Here is an 18925-nt window from a genome sequence, read left to right on the forward strand (position 1 = left end):
CGCACCAGGGAGAACGCCATGTTGTTGAAGGATCAGGCTGTCATCGTCACGGGCGGCGCGTCGGGACTGGGCGCGGCGACCGCGCGTAAGCTGGCGGCGCAGGGCGCCAGGGTCGCGGTGTGCGACCTCAATGCCAAGCTCGCCAAAACTGTCGCCGCCGAGATCAAGGGCGTGGCTGTGGCTTGCGACGTCTCCGATGCGGCTTCCGCTGAGGCTGCGATCGCCCAAGCGACCAAGTCCCATGGACCCGCGCGCGTGCTGGTCAATTGCGCCGGCATCGGCGTTGCCAAGCGCGTCGTCGGCCGCGACGGCCCGATGGCGCTCGCCGATTTCGACAAGGTGATCAAGGTCAATTTGATCGGCACCTTCAACATGCTCCGCCTTGCCGCGAACGAGATGTCCAAGCTCGAGCCGCAGGCAACCGGCGAGCGCGGCGTCATCATCAACACGGCATCCGTTGCCGCTTATGACGGCCAGATCGGGCAATCGGCCTATTCGGCCTCCAAGGGCGGCATCGTCGGCATGACGCTGCCGATCGCGCGCGAGCTGGCGCAGTTCGGCGTCCGCGTGCTGACGATCGCGCCCGGCCTGTTCCTCACGCCGCTGCTCGCCAACCTGCCGCAGGAAGCCCAGGACTCGCTCGCCGCCGCGATCCCGTTCCCGCGCCGGCTCGGCCACGCCGACGAGTTCGCGGCGCTCGCCCTGCACATGGTCGAGAATTCCTACCTCAACGGCGAAGTGGTGCGCCTCGACGGCTCGCTGCGCATGGCGCCGAAATAGGGCGCGGCATATGTTCGTGAACCGGCGCGACGTCCAGATCCAGTGGGGTGACTGCGACCCCGCCAACATCGTCTATTACCCGCGTTATTTCGCGATGTTCGACGATTCGACGTCGACCCTGTTCGAAGTCGCCGGCTTCTCCAAGCAGGACCTGGTCAAGAAATACGGCCTGGTGGGCATTCCCATGGTCGATACACGCGCCAAGTTCTACATCCCCTCGACTTATGGCGACTGGATCACCATCGAAACCAAGATCGAGAGCATCAAGCGCTCGAGCTTCGAGGTGAAGCACAGCGTCTTCAAGGGCGAGGCGCTGGCGATCGAGGGTTTCGAGACCCGTGTCCTGGTCGGGCGCGACCCCGTTAACCCCGACAAACTGAAATCGGCACCGTTTCCTGCGGAAATGGTAGCCAAATTCACGGGGAGCGAGGCCGGGAGCTAAATCGCCACATCACCAAAAGAGGGGGCTGAATTACCCCCCGATTTCTGCTTTCAAAGAAACACATAAAGGGAGGAATAGATGAAACGCTTTTACCTGACCGCCGCCGTCACCGCGGCTGCGCTTGCGCTGCCGGCCGTGCCCGCGCTGGCCCAGACCGCCGAGGTCACCATCGGCATCACCACCACCACGACCGGCCCGGGCGCAGCGCTGGGCATTCCCGAGCGCAATGCGCTGGAGTTCGTGCCGAAGGAGATCGGCGGCGTGCCGCTGAAGGTGATCGTACTCGACGACGGCGGCGATCCGACCACCGCGACCACCAACGCCCGCCGCTTCGTGACCGAATCCAAGGCCGACATCATCATGGGCTCGGCGCTGACGCCGCCGACCATCGCGGTGTCCAACGTCGCCAACGAAGCCGGCATCCCGCATTTCGGCCTGGCGCCGTTCCCGATTACGCCGGAGCGCATGAAGTGGTCGGTGGCGATGCCGCAGCCGATCCCGATCGTGGGCAAGGTGCTGTACGACCACATGAAGTCGAAGGGTGTGAAGACCGTCGGTTATATCGGCTATTCCGACTCCTATGGCGACCTCTGGTTCAACGATTTGAAGGCGCAGGCCGTGCCGATGGGCATAACCATCGCCGACGAGGAGCGCTTCGCTCGCCCCGACACGTCGGTGACCGGACAGGTGCTGAAGCTCGTGGCGGCGAATCCCGATGCCATTCTGGTCGGCGCTTCCGGCACCGCGGCCGCGCTGCCGCAGACCGAGCTACGCGAGCGTGGCTATCAGGGCCTGATCTACCAGACCCATGGCGCCGCCAGTATGGACTTCATCCGCATCGCCGGCAAAGCTGCGGAAGGCGTGCTGATGGCCTCTGGTCCCGTCATGGATCCCGAGGACCAGCCGGACGAAGCCGCCACCAAGAAGCCGGGCCTCGCGCTCAACTCGGCCTATGAAGCCAAGTACGGCCCGAACAGCCGCAGCCAGTTCGCCGGTCACTCTTACGACGCCTTCGAGATTCTCAAGCGCATCATCCCGGCGGCACTCAAGACGGCGAAGCCAGGCACGCCGGAATTCCGCGAGGCGATTCGCCAGGCGCTGCTGTCGGAGAAGGAGCTTGCGGCGAGCCAAGGCGTCTACAATTTCACCGAAAAGGATCGCTACGGCCTCGACGAGCGCTCGCGCATCCTGCTCACGGTGAAGAACGGCAAGTACACGCTGGTGAAATAGACGCAGCGGCAGGATTGAGACGACGAAAGCCGGCCCGATGGGCCGGCTCTTTTTGTTTGCAGCGAGCGTAATGCCGGATCGCGTTTGAACAACAGCACCGCTCTCTGAGTTCCCTCCTCCCTTGTGGGGGAGGGGACACACCTTTCTCGGGGCGCTAGATGAGTCTCATTCCAGGCCTCAAGCCGCCTGCCGCAGCGGGGTCCAGGCGAACTCCGAATAGTAACTGTCCATCATCCGGTCGACATAAGCGGTGAGGTTCGGAAATCCTTCGGCGCGACGGCGCAGTGCGGATTCGAAGAACGGCGTCAGGATCCCGGCGAGTGCACCGAAGGCGGTGGCATCGACGCCGCAGGGCTTGTTGCCCATCAGATAGGACTTGTCGCCGAGCTGCACCGAGAGCGCAAACAGCGAGCGCACGGCGAGATCGACGTCGTCATCGGGCGCGTGGCGGCCGAGTCCGGAGAGCAGGTAGTTCTCGGCGACACGGAATTGCGCGTCCTCGCGCAACTTCTCGCGATTGTGCTCCGGCGCGCCGTCGAAGAAATGCGCAGGCCCCTTGGCGAAGTTGACCGGATCGACCCAGCGCGCCCCGACCAGCGCAAAATAAACGTGATGCTCGATCATGCGTTCGAATGCCCAGGCCTGCGCGCGCTCGACGAGCGACAGACCGGCGTCGAAATCGAAGCCGTAGCGGCGCTCGATATGGGCGCGGATGAAAGTGGAATCGGCCACCGCCTCGCCGCCATCGTCGATGAAGGGCAGCTGCCCCTTGGGTGATGCGGGTGGCATCGCCCGCTCCTTCCGGTAGGGCAATCCCGCCATCTTGAGCTGCACCTCCGTCTTGGTGACGAAGGGGCTGATTTCCGGCAGGCCGAAGCCGGCGCCAAAGCCGTAAAGCGTGATCATGAAGGCTCTCCTGAAACGACCGAAAGAGTTGAGGGAACTTAACCGCGGGCTGCTGCCACCATGGTGGCAGCAGCCGTGATATCTTCTGCGAAACGGGCCCCCCGCCAGGCGCGGGCCATGACATGACGGACCAGCGCGTCCGCGGCCTGGACCAGGAAGCGAGCCACCATGGTCGCGAGCGCAAGGCGGAGGTCGAGGACCATGAGATCAAGGGATACGAGGCGGCCGAACGCCCATGCGTACCAAGCTCGGGCTTGCAAAGTCGGGACTCGCAAAGGCTGGACCTGTAAAGGCGGGGTCCGCCACAGCGCAGCGGCCGGGCCGAAATGAGTTGGAATGATCATGGACAAATCCTCTTCAGTCGACGTGTTGTCCCGGTATAGAACTCCCCTGCTGCCAACATCCTGTCAGCAGCCACGCGCCGCCTTCTGAAAAACCACCGACAAGAGATCCGTCATGAGACGCGCCGACCGGCTGTTTCAAATCATCCAGGTGCTGAGGCGCACGCGTAAGCCGCTGACGGCGGACGCTATCGCGGCCGAGCTCGAGACCTCGAAGCGCACAATCTATCGCGACATCGCCACGCTGATCGGCCAGCGCGTGCCGATCCGTGGTGAAGCCGGCATGGGCTACATCCTGGAAAAGGGTTTTGACCTGCCGCCTTTGATGCTGACACCCGACGAAATCGAGGCGGCGGTGCTGGGCGCGCAATGGGTCGCCGGCCATGCCGATCCCGCGCTGGCGCGTGCGGCTGAAGATCTGATGGCCAAGATCGCCGACACTGTCCCTGAGCGCCTGCGTCCGTTCGTGCTGGAGCCGGCAAGCCGGGCCCGGCCGAGCTGGAACAGGGAGCCGGACCGCCTGGACATGGCTCGCACGCGCACCCAGATCCACGAAGGCAAGAAGATCATGCTGCGCTATCGCGACGAGCAGGGCCGCGCCAGCGAGCGCATGATCTGGCCGATTTCGATCGGCTATCTCGAAGCCGTGCGCCTGCTCGCGGCCTGGTGCGAGCTGCGCGGCGACTTCCGCAGCTTCCGCACCGACCGCGTGGTCGACGCGAGCTATCCCGACGAGAGATATCCTGAAAGGCGCGACGTGCTGCGCGCGAAATGGCGCCAGAGCCTGGTCTGGGGCCCGCCAAAGGACACGTGACGATGGATGAGAACGCCCCCATCGACCTGTCGAGCTGTTGCCAGAGTTGCGGCGCCTGCTGCGGCTATTCGGCGAACTGGCCGCGCTTCTCGATCGAGAGCGACGAGGAGCTTGCCGCGATTCCCGAAGCGCTCGTCAACGACCGTCAGTCCGGCATGCGCTGCGAAGGCGATCGCTGTTCGGCGTTGCAGGGGAACATTGGAAAAGCAACCGCGTGCGGCATCTATGCAGTGCGGCCGGACGTGTGCCGCACCTGCATGCCGGGCGATGCCGAATGCGCGATGGCGCGACGGAAATTCGGGCTGCCGGTGATAGAGGCCGCCGGCGCATGATCCGGAAAAGTGTGCAGCGGTTTTCCGCCGAGATCATACGCCAATAGAGAGCTAGAGCGCGATCGATCGTGCTTTAGGCCGGGACGGCTTCGCTGATCTCGTCGTCGATCTCGTCGTCCAGCGGCGCGAGCACCGAGAGCGGCTTGGTCGACAGCGTGATCGGCTTGCGGCCACCCGACAGCGACGGCGAGGATTTCGCCGCGCCTTCGCGCGCAAGCGCGTAGAGCGTCGAACCGACACGGCCGCCGTTCTCGATCAGGTCGCGCTCGTTACAGCTGCCAGCGATCGCGACCGCCAGCGAGTGCAGATGGCTGCGGCGATAGCAGAACAGCGCCAGCCTGGCGCGCGCGTCAGGGGAAACACTTTCAACCAGCCTCGGCAGGCCACTCTCGCTGGCGCGGTACATCTCGCCAAGGAGTTCGTCGCGGACCGGGCACGAATCGCCTTCAAAGGTATCGCGGCTTGAAAACATTGCAGTTCTCCCTCGTCTGGGAAGATGCAGTGCAATTCTCTAATGAAAGGTTAACCACGCTGCCCGGTAGTCACCCGGGGGTCCTTGCGCGTGGGCCGCGAATCAATGGGCTGGGCGGGGATCCAGCCGCGCTATCTGAGCCGATGAGTCAGGCGCGAACGCCTCCACCGCGTCATGGCCGGGCTTGTCCCGGCCATCCACGGAAAGCCGAGAGGCGCGAAGATCGTGGATGCCCGGGACAAGCCCGGGCATGACGACCTCTTGTGGATGCCGATGGACGACCACCTACGCGCCGAGGCCGCCAGCGGTCAGTTCGCCGCCATGAAGATGGAGAGGCCGAAGCCAGTCAGATGGTGCAGGGCCTGGTCGACACCGATCAGGGTCCAGAACCAGGGATGCGCAAGATCGACACCGAAATTGGCTGAGACGAGGCCCTTGGCGCGGTCGATCGTGATGTGGATGACGAAGTCGATCAGCGCCACAAACCAGAATTTGGGCGCCACGATCAGGATCAGCGGCAGCGCAACCGCAAGGTGAACCAGGCAGTGCACCAGGAGCGGCAGGGCCCAACCGTGCTTCTGGTCCTTGCCGTGCGCCATCCAGGCGGTCTGGAGGACGAAATCGGCGATGATGTGCTTGAACGTCAGCAGCAACATCCAACCAATGAGGGCTTCGACCGGAACCGCCGATGACAGGGGTGGAAACGACAAGGCGCCCTCGTTGACGTGACAAGAAGAATTGGAGCGTTCAGCGCAATCTCTTCCTGGACCGGTCAAATCGCCGGGACTTGCGATTTATGACACCTCCCGCGGCGGAATGCAGCCGGGGGGAACCGGAAAATCGCCAACTGTGGCTAACTGGTGATAGGATGACCAATCGCCGGGGCCGAGTTGAGTAAGGTTACCTTCGGCTCGGAATTTGCATTCCGCGGCCTGCGCGCTACCATCGCCAGTAGAGAATATCGTTCTTTTTTCAGACGTTTACGAATTGCAGGGCGACCGCAGCGATCACATCCGCAAGCCGCCCGCCACCGGAAGCATAAGGCCAGAGTGCTGCCATGAGTACTGAGGGCCCGACCTCATCGCCGATCGAGCCACCGCCCCGGCGACCCAAGGTGATCAAGACCAACCAGCAGCAGGTCTTCCTCTACGTCGTGCTGACCCTGCTGTTGTCGCTTGCCACCGTCTGGGCCGGCCGCATGCTGGTGCACAATTCGGAGACGCTGACCTTTGCGGTCGGCGCCCCCAACAGCGACGAGGCGCTGTTCGCAGCCAAGCTCGCCGCCGTCCTGAAGAACAACGCCTCGCGCTTCCGGATCAAGATCGTCAACAACGCCGACAACGCCAAGGCGATCGCCCAGTTCGATCGCAAGCAGGCCGACCTCGCGGTGCTGCGCACCGACGCCAAGGTGCCGCTGCGGGCACGCACGCTCGCGATCCTCGAGCACGATATCGTGCTGCTGCTCGGGCCCGGAAACAAGAAGATCAAGTCGCTCGCCGAGCTGAAGAAGAAGAAGGTCGCCGTCGTCGCCGACAACGACTCCGCGCTCGTCTTCGTCCGCGGTATCCTCGACGTTCCGGAGGGTGCGGACGCGGGGAGGATCCGGATGGCGCCACAGGGCGCTACGCTCGACAAGCTGTTCGCGCCGGCGAGCGGCTTTGGCGCAGTCGTCGCCATCGTCCACGCCTCGCGGGCGGTGCGGGACAAGGCGTATGAGCAGGTCGCCAGGCGCGGCGGCTTCACGCTGAACGCGATCGACGAGGCGAAAGCGCTGGCGCGCAAGATCCCCGGCATTTCCAGCGAGACGCTGACGGCGGGCACGCTGTCTGCATCGCCGGAAATTCCCGGCGACGATCTCGACACGATCGGGCTCGAATGGTTGCTGGTCGCCCAATCCAGGATGTCGCCGACGACGGCCGGGGAGCTCGCGCGCACCGTCTACGAGAACAAGTCCGCGCTCGGGCTCGACAGCGGCTTTGCCACTAGGATCGAGCCCGCCTCCGTCGAGAAGGACGCCTTCGTGATGGCGCATCAAGGGGCGGCCGACTACATCAACGACGACACCAAGTCGTTCATGGATAAGTACAGCGACCTGATGTATCTCGGCGCTGCCGCGCTCAGCGTCATCGGCTCGATCTTCGCCGCGATCTACGCCAAGATCACCCGGATCGCGCCGGAGAAGGCCAGCGAGCTGGCCACCGCCATCCTCGACATCGGCGAGCGGATCGAACATGCGCATTCGCTCGACCAGCTCGAATGTCTCCAGGACGAGCTGGAAGGCATTTTACGCGGCGCCGTCATCGGCCTCAGAGACGGCACGATCAGTACCGACGGGCTCGACACCTTCAAGCTCGGCTACGAATTCGTCCGCGACGAGATCGGCATGCGCCGCGACTATCTCAAGCGCCATGCGGGCGCGGGCGAGAAGGCCGCTCAGGATGTGGCCCCTTCCCAGCACGACGAGAGCAATGTCGTGGTGGTGAAGACAGCTCAGAGTGCCTGACCCATCAATTTGAGGACCTACGGCGACGCCTTGCCGGCACGTCTTCGAGCGACCGGGGGCCCTAGGCCGGGAACCGTCCCTGTCCACAACCGTTTGTTCTCGGATCAACCGGAGACCGCGCCATGCGTGCACTCCTCATCATCTTCCTGCTGGGAATGTTGGCCGCGGTTGGCTATTTCGTTTATTCCGCGATGGCGGTCGAGGGCGAGCCGATCCCGACGGAAGGCTACGTGGCGCTGGCGCTGGGGGCCGGTTTTTCCGTTCTTGTCGGCATCGGCTTGATGGTGCTGCTGTTCTTCAGCAGCCGTCGCGGCTACGACGAACCGCCGCATTTCAAGTAGCGGCGCGTGGTCCGGCGGACCGTCGTTGACGGCCTCGAGCCGGGCAGGCACTTTGGCAGCGAGGTTCCAGCCGGGGACCGCAAAGACGAAACTGAGCCGCCTGCCCGCATGTCCAAGCCGCTGATCTCCGCTCTGGCCCAGTTCGCGGCCGCCACGGCCGGCCGCAACATGACCAGGGCGGCCTATGTGGCCGTCGCCGTCGGCGTGCTTGCCATGGTGCTCCTGACGGTCAACCCGGCCTATGAGACGGCACATCGCTGGGTCGACGCCCTGCTTTGGACCTGTCTCGTGTACTTCGTATACGAATGGGTGGTCCGGCTGCGCCATATGACGCGACAGGGGCGCCTTGCACTCTACATGTCCTCCTCCGCCGGGCTGGTCGACGCGGTCGGTGCGTTGGCCGTGCCGGCCGCGCTGATTCTCGGGATCGAGCCCAGGACGGCGTGGCTGCTCAGCGTGCTCTGGGTGCTGAAGGTGGTGCCGGGCATTCCCGGCCTGCGGCAGCTCCGCCGCGTGCTGGTGCTGGAATCGGGGCCGCTGGCCAGCGTGCTCGTGATCTTCCTGATGGTGGTCTTCCTGGCCTCGGTCGCCGAATATTTCCTGGAGCGGGACGTGCAGCCGCAGACGTTTGGCAGCGTGCCGGCCGCGCTGTGGTGGGCCGTCGCAACCTTGACGACGACAGGCTATGGCGACGTCGTGCCGGTGACGCCGCTGGGCCGCATGGTGGCCGCGCTGGTGATGATCTCCGGCCTCGGCGTGTTCGGCCTCTGGACCGGCATTTTGGCGACCGGCTTTGCCGCGGAGACCCGGCGCGACAATTTCCTCAAGACCTGGGAATCCGTCAGCAAGGTGCCGTTCTTTGCAGCGCTCGGCCCGGCGGCCATCGCCGACGTCACCCACATGCTGCGGACCATGGAGCTGCCGGCGCGCACCATGATCATCCGCAAGGGTGCGCAGGGCGACTGCATGTATTTCATCGCCGCCGGCGAGGTCGAGGTCGACCTGCCCGGCAAGAAGGTACGGCTCGGCGACGGTGCCTTCTTCGGCGAGATGGCCTTGCTCGGCAACAATCTGCGCGGCGCCAATGTCTCGACCACCAAGGTGTCGCGGCTTCTTGTGCTCGACCTCGTCGACTTCCGCGTGCTGATGGCGCGGCATCCCGATCTCGCGGAGACCATCGATGCCGAGGCGAAACGGCGCACGCTCGAAAACAAATAAATGGCGCCAAGCAAATAAATGGAGACAAGAATGTCGGACATAGCCGACGCAGCTACTGGCCCGGTGCTCGAACTCAGTGGTGCACGCGCCACCATTCGCCTCAATCGGCCCCGACATCTCAACCGGCTGCAGGCCGAGGATCTCGGCCAGCTGGTCAAATTGTTCGACCGGGTCGAGGCCGATCGTGCTATCCGCGTGCTGGTGTTGACCGGCACGGGGCGCGCCTTCTCCGCGGGCTATGACCTTAACTCGGTTGCCGAGCGCGCGGTCAGTGCGAACGAGCAGCAGAGCGCGGGCTCCGCCTTTGAGGTGGTCGTCAACCGGCTGGAGGATCTCGGCGTCCCCACGATCTGCCGGCTCAACGGCGGCGTCTATGGCGGCGCGACAGACCTCGCGCTCGCCTGCGACTTCCGCATCGGCGTCGACACCGCGGAGATGTTCATGCCCGCGGCCCGGCTCGGGCTGCACTATTACAGCAGCGGCATCAAACGCTATGTGACACGGCTCGGCGTCGACAATGCGAAGAAGCTGTTCCTGACCGCGCAAAAGATCAGCGCGCCGGAGATGCTGCGGATCGGCTATCTCACCGATATGGTGGCGGTCGAGTTTCTGGACGAGGAGGTCGATAGGCTCGCCAACGTCCTCGCCGGCAACGCGCCGCGGGCGATGCGCGGCATGAAGCGCGCCATCAACGAATTCGCCCGCGGCGAACTCGACCAGCAAGCCGCCGACCACCGTCACCGCGACAGCATGCGCGGCGACGAGATCAAGGAGGGCATCACGGCCTTCGCGGAGAAGCGGCCGCCTAAATTCTGATTACGCCCGCTTCGACCGCATCGCGCGTACCTGCGTGAGCTTGGGATCGCGGACGAACGCCTCGTAACGTTTGCTGTCGATGGCGTAGATGGCGATCCGGCCCTCACTGTCAGCATGAACGCCCCAGCCGAAGCGCTTGCCCAGGCTCGACGCCCTCATGCACGCCTGCCCCCGGGAGAAGAACGCTTCACGGGCCGCCTGCTTTTCCGTTTCCGTCGCCTTCACGGCGAGTTCGCGTCCTGGCGCAGACGTCGCGAAGATCACGTCGTCGGACTTGTATTTGTAAGGCGCCTTCGCGATCATCCCGTATTGCAGGCACGCCACCGTCGGCTTTCCCGCGCGCAGCGGCGGCTCTTCGCCGGTACGCGCAGGACAATCTTCAGCAACCTGGATGAAGGTGTTGAAGCAGTTGGTCGTGTGCACCGGCTTCGTCATCTGCAACCCCGGTTCATTCAACCTCCAGCCGCCGCAGCATGCTGCGCCGCCATCTCAGCGTCCGCCGCGTTGATGCGCTGGAACGCGGGCCGCGAGGTCATGCGTTCGGCATAGCGGACGAACACGTCCTTTTTCGGCACAATGCCGAACATCATGGTCCAGCTGAACGCGACGCCCCACAGCACGTCGGCGGCCGTCATGCGCTCGCCAAGCAGATACGGCCCCTTCGACAGCTGCGCCTCGAGCGCGCCGAGCATGATGTCATAGTCGGCATACGGCGATTGCGTGATCGGTGCCGGCTCGCGCTGCATGAACTTGTCGATCAGGGCCGGCTCGAACGAGGCGCCGTAATAGGCGATCCAGCGCAGATACGGGCCGCGCAGCGGATCGTTCAGCGCGGGTGTCAGCCCCGCCTGCGGAAACAAATCGGCGAGATAGATGGTGATCGCGACCTGCTCGGTCACCAGCGCGTTGCGGTGATGGATCGCCGGCACCTTGCCGAGCGGGTTGACGGCGAGATAGGCCGGCTGGCGCTGCTCGCCGGCCTTCATGTTGAGGACATGAAGATCATAAGGCGCTCCCAGTTCCTCCAGCAGCACCCGCGTGCCGGTGGCCCGGGTTTGCGGCGAATAATACAACGTGATGCGGTTCGGATCGGTCATAGCGGTCTCCATCTGCCGGTTGGCGATGGCGTTGTAGCGGACCATACCTGACATCCTGTGTCAGGTATGGTTTAATGAATCATGCGCGCGAGCCGGATGCTGTCGATCCTCACCACCCTCCAGGCCAAGAGGCAGGTCACCGCGCCTGAGCTCGCGCAGGCATGCGAAGTCTCGGTGCGCACGATCTACCGCGACATCGACGCGCTCGCGGCGTCCGGCGTCCCCGTCTATGCCGACCGCGGCGCGGAGGGCGGCTATCGCCTGCTCGACGGTTATCGCGTGCGGCTGAACGGTCTGTCGCAAAGCGAGGCGGAAGCGCTGTTCCTGGCGGGATTGCCGGGCCCGGCGGCGGCGTTCGGGCTGGATGCGGCGATGATCGCCGTACAGAACAAGCTGATGGCCGCGCTGCCGGCAAATTTGCGCGAAGACGCCGGACGGATGCAGGAGCGCTTTCACCTCGACGCGCCGGGCTGGTTCGGCGAGGCGGAAGAACCGAAGCATCTGCGCACCATCGCCGCCGCGACCCTGCGCGGGACACTGATCAAGATCCGCTACCAGAGCTGGCGCGCCGAGAAGCAGCGTCGCGTCGCGCCGCTCGGTCTCGTGCTGAAAGGGGGCAGCTGGTATCTCGCGGGTCTGGTCGACGGCAGCGTGCGGACCTATCGCGTCGCGCGCGTGCTCGACTGCACCGCGCTCGACGATCGGTGTGAGCGGCCCGCCGGTTTCGATCTCGCCGGCTATTGGCGGGATGCAACGCTGCGTCTTGAGGCTGAGATGCATCCCAATGTCGCGATCGTTCGGCTGTCGCCCTTTGGCGTGAAACTGCTCGATGCACTGAGCCAGCCTTACGTCAGGGCGCGTACGCAGCTCGAAGAGACCGCGGATTCGGACGGCTGGCGCATTGCCAGAGTGCCGACCGGCAAGACGTCATGGCATGCCGCCGCCGAATTGTTGCGGCTCGGGCCCGAGGCCGAAGTGCTGGAGCCGGCTGACCTGCGCGAGAAGATGGCCGAGCTGACAGAGGCGATGGCTGTGCGCTATCGCGCGGCGCGGAAAACAGGACGGCGGCGCGACGTGCCGCGACCGACGAAACACTCCTGAAACACGATTCTCCCCGCGCTGCATGAACGCATTCGCGTTTCGGCTCGACCGAGATGCAGGGACACAACAACGGCCCTTACGCCAAACCGGAGAATGAAAATGTTTCGTAAGCTTGCACTTGGTCTGATCGCCGCCGGCTCGCTCGGCGTTGCCGCTCTCGCCCCCACCGCCGCGTCGGCCCACGGCTTCCACCATCACTGGGGTCACGGCTGGGGCTTTGGCGGGGTCTACGTCAACAGCGGCGTCAACAATTGCTATCAGGAGCGCGTCGTCCAGACCCGCCACGGCCTGCGCGTCCGCGTCGTGAACGTCTGCGCATACGGGATCTACTGATATCCCGCATTCACGACAAAGCCCCGATCGCACCGCGATCGGGGCTTTGCGCGTCGATTTTTCTTCCGCTAACCAGCCTGTCTATGTCGCCGAAACCAGGCCCAGGTCTCGCGCGTCGTCCGGATGTAGCCGCGGCCACGATGGACGATTTCGCCGTCGACGATCCCGTTCAGCTTCGGCAGTGCGTGGAACGGAATCGAGGGATAGGCGTGATGCTCGACATGGTAGGGCATGTTCCACGCGATCCATTTGACGATCGCGCCGGTGTAGGTGGTGCGGGTGTTCTGGAATGCGCTGCGGGTACGCTCGCAGCCGGTGTGCTCGGCGTAGAGATAGGGACGCAGGAAGAACTGCCCAATGATCAACGGCACGATCCAGACCCAGAGCAGCAGCGCCGACGAGAACCACAACGACAGCACGAGCAGCAGCGCATAGAGCGCGACATAGGCGCGCGCCTCGGTGACGATGATGGCGCGCCTGTTCTCGGGGATCCATGGCACGACGACCTTGCCGGTGACGGCATGGCCGAGCATCAGCCACAGGCGGCCGGCGACCTGAAGCACGCCGCTATAGGCGAGCGCGAGCTGCGTGTCGGATTTCGGCTTCACGCCGACGACGAGCTCCGGGTCGCTCTCGGGGTCTTGGGTGTAGCGGTGATGGTCCCAGTGAAACAGGCAATAATATTCGTAGGGCAAGCCGATGATGAAGCCCGAGAGATAGCCGACCACGAGGTTGAGACCGCGACTTTTGAACGCGGTCTTGTGCGCCGTCTCGTGCACGGCCATGAACAGGAAGGCGACAAGATAGCCCTGCACAGCCATCAGCGGCAGCGCCCAGAGGACGCCATGGCGTGAGGCGACCATCCAGATCAGCGCGCCGACCAGCAGGATCACGCCGTAATGACCGAGGCTTTGCGCGGCACCTCTAAGATTGGAGCGCACCGACAATTCGCGCAGCATCGTCGGCGTCAGCGGCTTCAGCCGATGGCCGGACTCTGAAACAGTTGCGTCAGTCATGATCGGATGCCTGTCCTACTTGCCGAGGAGTTCCGCGATCTCGGCCTTGATGAAGGCCTGATCGCGGGGATTGTTGACGGGGTTGCCGGCGCGATGGCCGTGCAGCGACGGGATCGGATGCAGCACCGCAGAGCGCGCATTGACCAGCCCAACGAGTTCGTCCTCGTTGTCGCGGACGTCGAAATAGCGGTCGGTCGCACCGGGCATCAGCAGCATGTGGGCCGTGATCGCACCGAGCGCGCGATCGAAATCGCCGTTGAATGTGGCGCAGCGACTGATATCGCCGTTCTGCCAGATCGCGATCTGAGCCAGGAGATCGTTGGCATCGCGCCGGGCAAACGCCGCGTCCCAGGTGCGGACGAGATAATCGTCCAGCGAGGTGAAGCCTGCTTCGCGCCAGATATCGTCGCGATAGAAACCGTGCGACATCGCCCAACCCGCGTAGACGCGCCCCATGGCGCGATAGCCTGTGACGGGCTTCTCGACGAAGCGGCCGTCGCGGAAGGCGGGATCGGCGGTCAGTGCGGCCTTCACGCTTTCCAGGAAGACATAATTATAGGGCGCGCAGCGGGCGCTGCCGCAGACGACGGCCGCGCGCTCGACCATATCGGGACGCAGCGCCGCCCAGTGATAGGCCTGCATGCCGCCCATCGACCAGCCATAGACCAGGGCAAGCTTCGAGACGCCGAACCGGTCGGCAAGCAGCCGGTGCTGGACCGCGACGGCATCGTGATAGCTCACGATCGGGAATGGCGCGGCGGTATTCGACGGCGAGGACGACAGGCCGTTACCGAACAGGTTCGGGATCACGATGAAGTAGCGCGTGGGGTCGAGCACGCCGTCGGGGCCGATCAGCCACTCGGTGTCGGTGTGCTGCGCGCTGAACGAGGTCGGATAGAGAATGACATTGTCCTTGTCCGGACCGAGCGTGCCGTAGGTCTTGTAGGCGAGCTTGAGCGAAGGGACGACGTCCCCGGACCGGAGCGTGACGTCGCCGGCCTCGAAGATCTCGTAGTCGTGCCCTGCCGTCATGGACCGAACTCCCGCTCACGCGACAAGCGCGCCGCGGAAACAGCGATGCATCGATCATGCCGGTCCCGCAGACGCATCGTCGCGTCACGCCTTAATAACTGTACTTATAGTCCACTTATTGTGGATCAGCAAGATAAATCCGGTCGCGCGCCGGCTCAGGCGATGGCTGCCAGATAGCGCGCGACAGAGGCCGCGAATGCAGCCTTGGCGCCTGCGGCGATGTTGCGGTCCCACCAGGCGCCGTAGATTCGATCGAACGCCAGCGGCTCGACGGCAGCCGCAATCCGCCGCACTGCGGCGGCATTGAGTGGCATGTAGTTCGGATAGGAGTACATGAAGCTGATGAAGCGGCGATCCATCGTCACCTGCGCGATATCGCCGGTGAGCAGCGCGCCCTTGCCGTCCGCTCCCCTCGCATGGTGCAGCATGGTGGCGCCGGCGAAGTGACCACCGGTGCGCAGGAGCAGCACATCGTCGGAGATGCGATGGTTTTCGCCGGTCCAGTGCACGATCGACGCATGCGGACGCGTCACCCATTGGCGATCATCGGCGTGCAGATAGACCGGCACGCCCCCGAACGCCTCGCTCCAGTCGGCGAGCGCGCCATAGTAATGCGGATGCGAGATCGCAATCGCCTTCAACCCGCCGAGCGACCGCACATGCGCGATCGCCTCCGGCGTCGCCAGCGGTACGCAGTCCCACATCACCCAGCCGTCCGCGAGCGGCACCAGCAGCGCGCGCTGGCCGATCGCAAAACTTGGCTCGAGCGCGATGCCGGTCAAGCCGAGATCGTCGCGCCAGGCCAGGCAGTGACGTTCCGAGAGCGCCTCGCGCGTGAGGAAAGTCTGGCCCTTCCAACCGACGTACTGCCGCTCGTCCTCGCAAATCTGACAGGCCGCGGGCGGATTTTCGCCATCCGGGAATTGCGCGCCGCAGGTTTCGCAGGTCCAGAGAGGCATGCCGTACTCCCAACAGAGACAATCCAACGTCAATAAGGAATTGCTGGCCGTAACTGCAAGGCCCGCCTCCGGGCAAGGGCTGGAACCAACCCGATCAGCACTCGTTAATGCCTCGTCCGCGCCAGAACGATTGGCTGAAAGGATTATGTCCCACCCGCCGTATTCCGGCTGAGACGACGTTTTGGTATCGATGACATCGCGGTCCCCCTCCTCGTCTCGTATCTGGCCCCTGTTCGCTCTCAACTTCTTCATGGCCGACATGCAGTCGGGCATCGGCCCTTTCGTCGGCGTCTTCCTCCAGGAGCGCGGCTGGGCGAGCGGGTTGATCGGTACCGCGATGACGATCGGCAATGTCGCGGGCATGCTGATCACCACGCCGATCGGCGGCTTCATCGACGCCAGCCGCAACAAGCGCATGTGGGTCGTGATTCCCGGCATCTGCGTGGTGCTCGCCTCCGCGATCATCCTGATCTCGCAAAATTTCTGGGCGGTGACGTTCTCGCAGATCGCACAATCGCTGGCGAGCGCCGCGATCGTGCCGGCGGTCACCGGCATCACGCTCGGCATCGCCAAGCAGAAGGGCTTCAACGCGCTCAACGGCCGCAACCAGGCCTTCAACCACGCCGGCAACATGGTCGGCGCCGCGCTGTCGGGCTATCTCGGTTACAAGTTCGGCTATGTCTCGGTGTTCGTGCTGGCGGCGGTGTTCGGCGCCATCGCGATCGCCTGTGTGATGATGATCCCGGCCAAGGCGATCGACGATCGCGCCGCGCGCGGCAGCAAGGAGGACGATCCCGACAGCGCGCCGGACGCGTTCACGATGCTGCTCAAGCACCGCGCGCTGCTGGTGCTGGCACTGGCGCTCGCGCTGTTTCATCTCGGCAATGCCGCTATCGTGCCGCTCTATGGCCTGGCGGCGGTCGCCGAAGGCCAGGCCAACGGCCCGAGCTTCGTCGCGACCACCGTGGTGATTGCGCAAGGCGTCATGGTCATCACGTCGCTGATCGCAATGAAGGCGGCGAGCAAGCGCAACTACTGGCCTATCATCCTCGTCTCCTTCATGTTCCTGCCCATCCGCGGCGTGCTCGCCTTCTTCGTCACCGGATGGTGGGGCGTCGTACCGATGCAGGTGCTCGACGGCATCGGCACGGGACTCCAGACGGTTGCCGTCCCAGGCATGGTCGCGCGATCACTCAACGGCACCGGCCGCGTCAATCTTGGCCAGGGTGCCGTGATCACCGTGCAGGGCATCGGCGCGAGCCTCAGTCCCGCGCTTGGCGGCTGGATCGCGCAATGGATCGGCTACGGCCCGACATTCCTGCTGCTCGGCGGTTTCGGCCTCGCCTCCATGGCGCTGTGGTTCGCGTTCGGCGCCCACGTGAAGAAGTATTGAGGCGCGAGCTTCACGTGCCAAAATTCTTCTGGATCGCCTTGTCGAGCGTCTCGCCGCCGACGAAGCGCTGGCGTAGCTCGCGCTTGAGCAGCTTGCCGCTCGGGTTCTTGGGCAGGGCATCGACGAAGATGACGCGCTTGGGCACCTTGAAATGCGCCATCTGGCCGGCGCAATGCTTGATGACGGACTCCTCGTCGAGCTTCTCCCCGCTCTTGACCACGACGATCGCAGTCACCGCCTCGATCCAGCGCGGATCGGGCAGGCCTACCACCGCCACCTCGGACACGGCGGGGATGCGGTAGACCATCTCCTCGACCTCGCGGCTCGCCACGTTCTCGCCACCGGTCTTGATCATGTCCTTGACGCGATCGACCACGGTGATGTGGCCCTCTTCATCGACAGTGGCGAGATCGCCGGAGTGAAACCAGCCGCCGGAGAACGCCGCCGCCGTCTTGACCGGATCGTTGTAATAGCCGGAGAGCAGATGCGGTGAGCGGTGCACGATCTCGCCGACTTCGCCGACCTTCACATCCTCCATTGACGTATTGACCACGCGGGTCTCGACATTGAGCACGGGCTTGCCGGCCGAGCCGGCCTTGCGCAGCTGGTCCGCAGGACCCAGCACGGTCGCGAGCGGCGCGATCTCGGTCTGGCCGTAGAAATTCCAGAACTTCACGCTGGGCAGGCGGCGCTGGAGCTCGAGCAGCACCTCCACCGGCATGATCGAGGCGCCGTAATAGCCTTTCTGCAAGGTGGACAAATCCGTCTTGTCGAAATTGGGCGAGCGCAGCATCGCGATCCAGATCGTCGGCGGCGCGAAGAACGACGTGATCTTGTGCGTCTGGATCAATGAGAGAATGTTGTCGGCCGCAGGCTTGCCCGTGATCACGCCGGAGGCGCCGAGATAGATTTGCGGCCCCAGGAACACGTCGAGCTGCGCGCAATGATAGAGCGGAAGGGCGTGCAGGAATTTGTCGTCCACGCTCATGCCGCCGTCGATGATGCAGCTGACATACTGCCACATCACGGCTTCATGGGTCAGCATCGCGCCCTTGGGCAGCGACTCCGTGCCGCTGGTGTAGACGATCTGCGCGAGATCGCGGCTGTCGACGAAGGCCTCAAGGTACGAGCCGTTGGCATCGAGCAGATCGGCGAAGGTGGTGAGGCCCGCTGGCGCCGTGGCGGGATCCTCACCCGGCAGCCAGATCATCTTCTCGACCGCGCAATCCCGGGCGCTGGCCGCGCGCGCGGACTCGACGAAATCAGGGCCGGCCGCGAGCAGCTTTGCGCCGGAGCTCTTCAGGATGAAATTGATCTCGTCCGGATTGAGCATGAAGTTGATCGGCACCAGCACCGCGCCGATCCGGGCCACTGCGAACCGGAGCGCCGCAAAGGCATGCGAATTGCGCGAGAGCACGGCGAGGCGGTCACCCTTTTTCACGCCGAGGCCAAGCAGGCCACGGCCGAGCCGATTGCAGATCGCGTCCATCTCGGCAAAGGTCCAGCTCACATTGCCGCAGCTCACCGCGAGCTTGCCCGGATCGCGGCCCGCCGCACGGCGCAGGAGGTCGCCGATGGAATGCTCGCGGGCCTTCGAGATGGTGGCTGCGATATCGCCGGTCATTTCCATTCCCCTGAATTTTCTCTTTGCGTGAGGGCCGCCCAGCACAGGTCAGGCCATGGCATCACACGGTTCTCGTCTTTGCAAAAGCGTAGTCGGCGGGACCGGCCGCGTCAAATCACCCAGCGAGCGCGGCGCCGTTACGCAAGAGTTGACGCTTCAGGGAGGCAAATCTAGC

At 64.4% G+C, this 18925-nt stretch carries 22 protein-coding genes; 12 read left to right on the top strand and 10 right to left on the bottom strand.

The window, feature by feature from the left end; all coding sequences use genetic code 11:
• Positions 1-18: 18 nt before the first annotated feature.
• The 3 genes from BcanWU425_RS34870 (at position 19) to BcanWU425_RS34880 (ending at position 2452) form a co-directional block, all read left to right on the top strand.
• Positions 19-780 carry an SDR family NAD(P)-dependent oxidoreductase gene (locus tag BcanWU425_RS34870; RefSeq protein ID WP_204513258.1) on the top strand — a complete coding sequence of 254 codons (762 nt, stop codon included), beginning with the start codon at positions 19-21 and terminating at the stop codon, positions 778-780.
• A 10-nt stretch (positions 781-790) separates the two neighbouring features.
• Positions 791-1222: an acyl-CoA thioesterase gene (locus BcanWU425_RS34875; RefSeq protein ID WP_204513257.1), complete on the top strand. Its 432-nt coding sequence runs from the start codon at positions 791-793 to the stop codon at positions 1220-1222.
• A gap of 78 nt (positions 1223-1300) precedes the next feature.
• Positions 1301-2452 carry an ABC transporter substrate-binding protein gene (locus BcanWU425_RS34880; protein ID WP_204513256.1) on the top strand — a complete coding sequence of 384 codons (1152 nt, stop codon included), beginning with the start codon at positions 1301-1303 and terminating at the stop codon, positions 2450-2452.
• A 177-nt stretch (positions 2453-2629) separates the two neighbouring features.
• On the opposite strand, the gene BcanWU425_RS34885 is transcribed toward BcanWU425_RS34880, so the two are convergent.
• Positions 2630-3358: a glutathione S-transferase family protein gene (locus tag BcanWU425_RS34885; protein WP_204513255.1), complete on the bottom strand. Its 729-nt coding sequence runs from the start codon at positions 3356-3358 to the stop codon at positions 2630-2632.
• 38 nt (positions 3359-3396) lie between these two features.
• Positions 3397-3702, bottom strand: a complete 306-nt coding sequence (locus BcanWU425_RS34890; protein ID WP_085351693.1) for a hypothetical protein — start codon at positions 3700-3702, stop codon at positions 3397-3399.
• A gap of 112 nt (positions 3703-3814) precedes the next feature.
• Between BcanWU425_RS34890 and BcanWU425_RS34895 the strand changes: the two genes are divergently transcribed.
• Entirely contained in the window at positions 3815-4513 is a 699-nt protein-coding gene (locus BcanWU425_RS34895) for a helix-turn-helix transcriptional regulator (protein WP_007599649.1), read from the top strand.
• 2 nt (positions 4514-4515) lie between these two features.
• On the top strand, positions 4516-4845 hold the full coding sequence (locus BcanWU425_RS34900; protein ID WP_018458459.1) for a YkgJ family cysteine cluster protein: 330 nt from the start codon (positions 4516-4518) through the stop codon (positions 4843-4845).
• Positions 4846-4918: 73 nt separating this feature from the next.
• Here BcanWU425_RS34900 and BcanWU425_RS34905 read toward each other — a convergent pair whose 3' ends face one another.
• Positions 4919-5317: a hypothetical protein gene (locus BcanWU425_RS34905; protein WP_007599645.1), complete on the bottom strand. Its 399-nt coding sequence runs from the start codon at positions 5315-5317 to the stop codon at positions 4919-4921.
• A gap of 308 nt (positions 5318-5625) precedes the next feature.
• Positions 5626-5973: a DUF3307 domain-containing protein gene (locus BcanWU425_RS34910; RefSeq protein WP_018458457.1), complete on the bottom strand. Its 348-nt coding sequence runs from the start codon at positions 5971-5973 to the stop codon at positions 5626-5628.
• Between the two features lie 401 nt (positions 5974-6374).
• Here BcanWU425_RS34910 and BcanWU425_RS34915 point away from each other — a divergent pair, with 401 nt between their 5' ends.
• From BcanWU425_RS34915 to BcanWU425_RS34930, 4 genes are all read left to right on the top strand, one after another.
• Positions 6375-7820, top strand: a complete 1446-nt coding sequence (locus BcanWU425_RS34915; protein WP_204513254.1) for a TAXI family TRAP transporter solute-binding subunit — start codon at positions 6375-6377, stop codon at positions 7818-7820.
• Between the two features lie 122 nt (positions 7821-7942).
• Entirely contained in the window at positions 7943-8161 is a 219-nt protein-coding gene (locus BcanWU425_RS34920) for a hypothetical protein (protein ID WP_018459453.1), read from the top strand.
• A 108-nt stretch (positions 8162-8269) separates the two neighbouring features.
• Positions 8270-9379: a cyclic nucleotide-gated ion channel gene (locus tag BcanWU425_RS34925; RefSeq protein ID WP_204513253.1), complete on the top strand. Its 1110-nt coding sequence runs from the start codon at positions 8270-8272 to the stop codon at positions 9377-9379.
• Between the two features lie 30 nt (positions 9380-9409).
• Positions 9410-10195 (top strand): enoyl-CoA hydratase/isomerase family protein, encoded by a 786-nt coding sequence (locus tag BcanWU425_RS34930; RefSeq protein ID WP_204513252.1) that lies wholly within the window; start codon positions 9410-9412, stop codon positions 10193-10195.
• On the opposite strand, the gene BcanWU425_RS34935 is transcribed toward BcanWU425_RS34930, so the two are convergent.
• Both BcanWU425_RS34935 and BcanWU425_RS34940 read right to left on the bottom strand, forming a co-directional pair.
• Positions 10196-10630 carry a DUF6157 family protein gene (locus BcanWU425_RS34935; RefSeq protein ID WP_204513251.1) on the bottom strand — a complete coding sequence of 145 codons (435 nt, stop codon included), beginning with the start codon at positions 10628-10630 and terminating at the stop codon, positions 10196-10198.
• 17 nt (positions 10631-10647) lie between these two features.
• On the bottom strand, positions 10648-11292 hold the full coding sequence (locus tag BcanWU425_RS34940) for a glutathione S-transferase family protein (protein WP_204514051.1): 645 nt from the start codon (positions 11290-11292) through the stop codon (positions 10648-10650).
• An 81-nt stretch (positions 11293-11373) separates the two neighbouring features.
• Between BcanWU425_RS34940 and BcanWU425_RS34945 the strand changes: the two genes are divergently transcribed.
• Complete coding sequence (locus BcanWU425_RS34945) at positions 11374-12393, top strand: helix-turn-helix transcriptional regulator (protein ID WP_204513250.1); 1020 nt, start codon at positions 11374-11376, stop codon at positions 12391-12393.
• A gap of 99 nt (positions 12394-12492) precedes the next feature.
• Positions 12493-12726, top strand: a complete 234-nt coding sequence (locus tag BcanWU425_RS34950; RefSeq protein ID WP_018459448.1) for a hypothetical protein — start codon at positions 12493-12495, stop codon at positions 12724-12726.
• Between the two features lie 68 nt (positions 12727-12794).
• Here BcanWU425_RS34950 and BcanWU425_RS34955 read toward each other — a convergent pair whose 3' ends face one another.
• The 3 genes from BcanWU425_RS34955 to BcanWU425_RS34965 form a co-directional block, all read right to left on the bottom strand.
• Positions 12795-13742 (bottom strand): fatty acid desaturase, encoded by a 948-nt coding sequence (locus tag BcanWU425_RS34955; protein WP_204513249.1) that lies wholly within the window; start codon positions 13740-13742, stop codon positions 12795-12797.
• Between the two features lie 15 nt (positions 13743-13757).
• Positions 13758-14774, bottom strand: a complete 1017-nt coding sequence (locus tag BcanWU425_RS34960; RefSeq protein WP_204513248.1) for an alpha/beta fold hydrolase — start codon at positions 14772-14774, stop codon at positions 13758-13760.
• A 155-nt stretch (positions 14775-14929) separates the two neighbouring features.
• A complete protein-coding gene (locus BcanWU425_RS34965) occupies positions 14930-15733 on the bottom strand; it encodes an MBL fold metallo-hydrolase (protein ID WP_204513247.1) in 804 nt (267 codons plus the stop codon).
• A 190-nt stretch (positions 15734-15923) separates the two neighbouring features.
• Between BcanWU425_RS34965 and BcanWU425_RS34970 the strand changes: the two genes are divergently transcribed.
• Positions 15924-17126, top strand: coding sequence for an MFS transporter (locus BcanWU425_RS34970; RefSeq protein ID WP_204513246.1), 1203 nt, complete (start codon positions 15924-15926; stop codon positions 17124-17126).
• Positions 17127-17136: 10 nt separating this feature from the next.
• On the opposite strand, the gene BcanWU425_RS34975 is transcribed toward BcanWU425_RS34970, so the two are convergent.
• Entirely contained in the window at positions 17137-18750 is a 1614-nt protein-coding gene (locus BcanWU425_RS34975; protein WP_085351829.1) for an acyl-CoA synthetase, read from the bottom strand.
• Between the last annotated feature and the right edge of the window lie 175 nt (positions 18751-18925).

This window comes from Bradyrhizobium sp. WU425 (assembly GCF_021052305.1).
Lineage (GTDB): Bacteria > Pseudomonadota > Alphaproteobacteria > Rhizobiales > Xanthobacteraceae > Bradyrhizobium > Bradyrhizobium canariense_D.

What these genes read in the sequence shown, in the direction of transcription:
- BcanWU425_RS34870 (WP_204513258.1), top strand. Translation starts at nt 19, where the DNA reads ATGTTGTTGAAGGATCAGGCTGTCATCGTCACGGGCGGCGCGTCGGGA.
- BcanWU425_RS34875 (WP_204513257.1), top strand. Translation starts at nt 791, where the DNA reads ATGTTCGTGAACCGGCGCGACGTCCAGATCCAGTGGGGTGACTGCGAC.
- BcanWU425_RS34880 (WP_204513256.1), top strand. Translation starts at nt 1,301, where the DNA reads ATGAAACGCTTTTACCTGACCGCCGCCGTCACCGCGGCTGCGCTTGCG.
- BcanWU425_RS34885 (WP_204513255.1), bottom strand. Translation starts at nt 3,358, where the DNA reads ATGATCACGCTTTACGGCTTTGGCGCCGGCTTCGGCCTGCCGGAAATC.
- BcanWU425_RS34890 (WP_085351693.1), bottom strand. Translation starts at nt 3,702, where the DNA reads ATGATCATTCCAACTCATTTCGGCCCGGCCGCTGCGCTGTGGCGGACC.
- BcanWU425_RS34895 (WP_007599649.1), top strand. Translation starts at nt 3,815, where the DNA reads ATGAGACGCGCCGACCGGCTGTTTCAAATCATCCAGGTGCTGAGGCGC.
- BcanWU425_RS34900 (WP_018458459.1), top strand. Translation starts at nt 4,516, where the DNA reads ATGGATGAGAACGCCCCCATCGACCTGTCGAGCTGTTGCCAGAGTTGC.
- BcanWU425_RS34905 (WP_007599645.1), bottom strand. Translation starts at nt 5,317, where the DNA reads ATGTTTTCAAGCCGCGATACCTTTGAAGGCGATTCGTGCCCGGTCCGC.
- BcanWU425_RS34910 (WP_018458457.1), bottom strand. Translation starts at nt 5,973, where the DNA reads ATGTTGCTGCTGACGTTCAAGCACATCATCGCCGATTTCGTCCTCCAG.
- BcanWU425_RS34915 (WP_204513254.1), top strand. Translation starts at nt 6,375, where the DNA reads ATGAGTACTGAGGGCCCGACCTCATCGCCGATCGAGCCACCGCCCCGG.
- BcanWU425_RS34920 (WP_018459453.1), top strand. Translation starts at nt 7,943, where the DNA reads ATGCGTGCACTCCTCATCATCTTCCTGCTGGGAATGTTGGCCGCGGTT.
- BcanWU425_RS34925 (WP_204513253.1), top strand. Translation starts at nt 8,270, where the DNA reads ATGTCCAAGCCGCTGATCTCCGCTCTGGCCCAGTTCGCGGCCGCCACG.
- BcanWU425_RS34930 (WP_204513252.1), top strand. Translation starts at nt 9,410, where the DNA reads ATGTCGGACATAGCCGACGCAGCTACTGGCCCGGTGCTCGAACTCAGT.
- BcanWU425_RS34935 (WP_204513251.1), bottom strand. Translation starts at nt 10,630, where the DNA reads ATGACGAAGCCGGTGCACACGACCAACTGCTTCAACACCTTCATCCAG.
- BcanWU425_RS34940 (WP_204514051.1), bottom strand. Translation starts at nt 11,292, where the DNA reads ATGACCGATCCGAACCGCATCACGTTGTATTATTCGCCGCAAACCCGG.
- BcanWU425_RS34945 (WP_204513250.1), top strand. Translation starts at nt 11,374, where the DNA reads ATGCGCGCGAGCCGGATGCTGTCGATCCTCACCACCCTCCAGGCCAAG.
- BcanWU425_RS34950 (WP_018459448.1), top strand. Translation starts at nt 12,493, where the DNA reads ATGTTTCGTAAGCTTGCACTTGGTCTGATCGCCGCCGGCTCGCTCGGC.
- BcanWU425_RS34955 (WP_204513249.1), bottom strand. Translation starts at nt 13,742, where the DNA reads ATGACTGACGCAACTGTTTCAGAGTCCGGCCATCGGCTGAAGCCGCTG.
- BcanWU425_RS34960 (WP_204513248.1), bottom strand. Translation starts at nt 14,774, where the DNA reads ATGACGGCAGGGCACGACTACGAGATCTTCGAGGCCGGCGACGTCACG.
- BcanWU425_RS34965 (WP_204513247.1), bottom strand. Translation starts at nt 15,733, where the DNA reads ATGCCTCTCTGGACCTGCGAAACCTGCGGCGCGCAATTCCCGGATGGC.
- BcanWU425_RS34970 (WP_204513246.1), top strand. Translation starts at nt 15,924, where the DNA reads ATGACATCGCGGTCCCCCTCCTCGTCTCGTATCTGGCCCCTGTTCGCT.
- BcanWU425_RS34975 (WP_085351829.1), bottom strand. Translation starts at nt 18,750, where the DNA reads ATGACCGGCGATATCGCAGCCACCATCTCGAAGGCCCGCGAGCATTCC.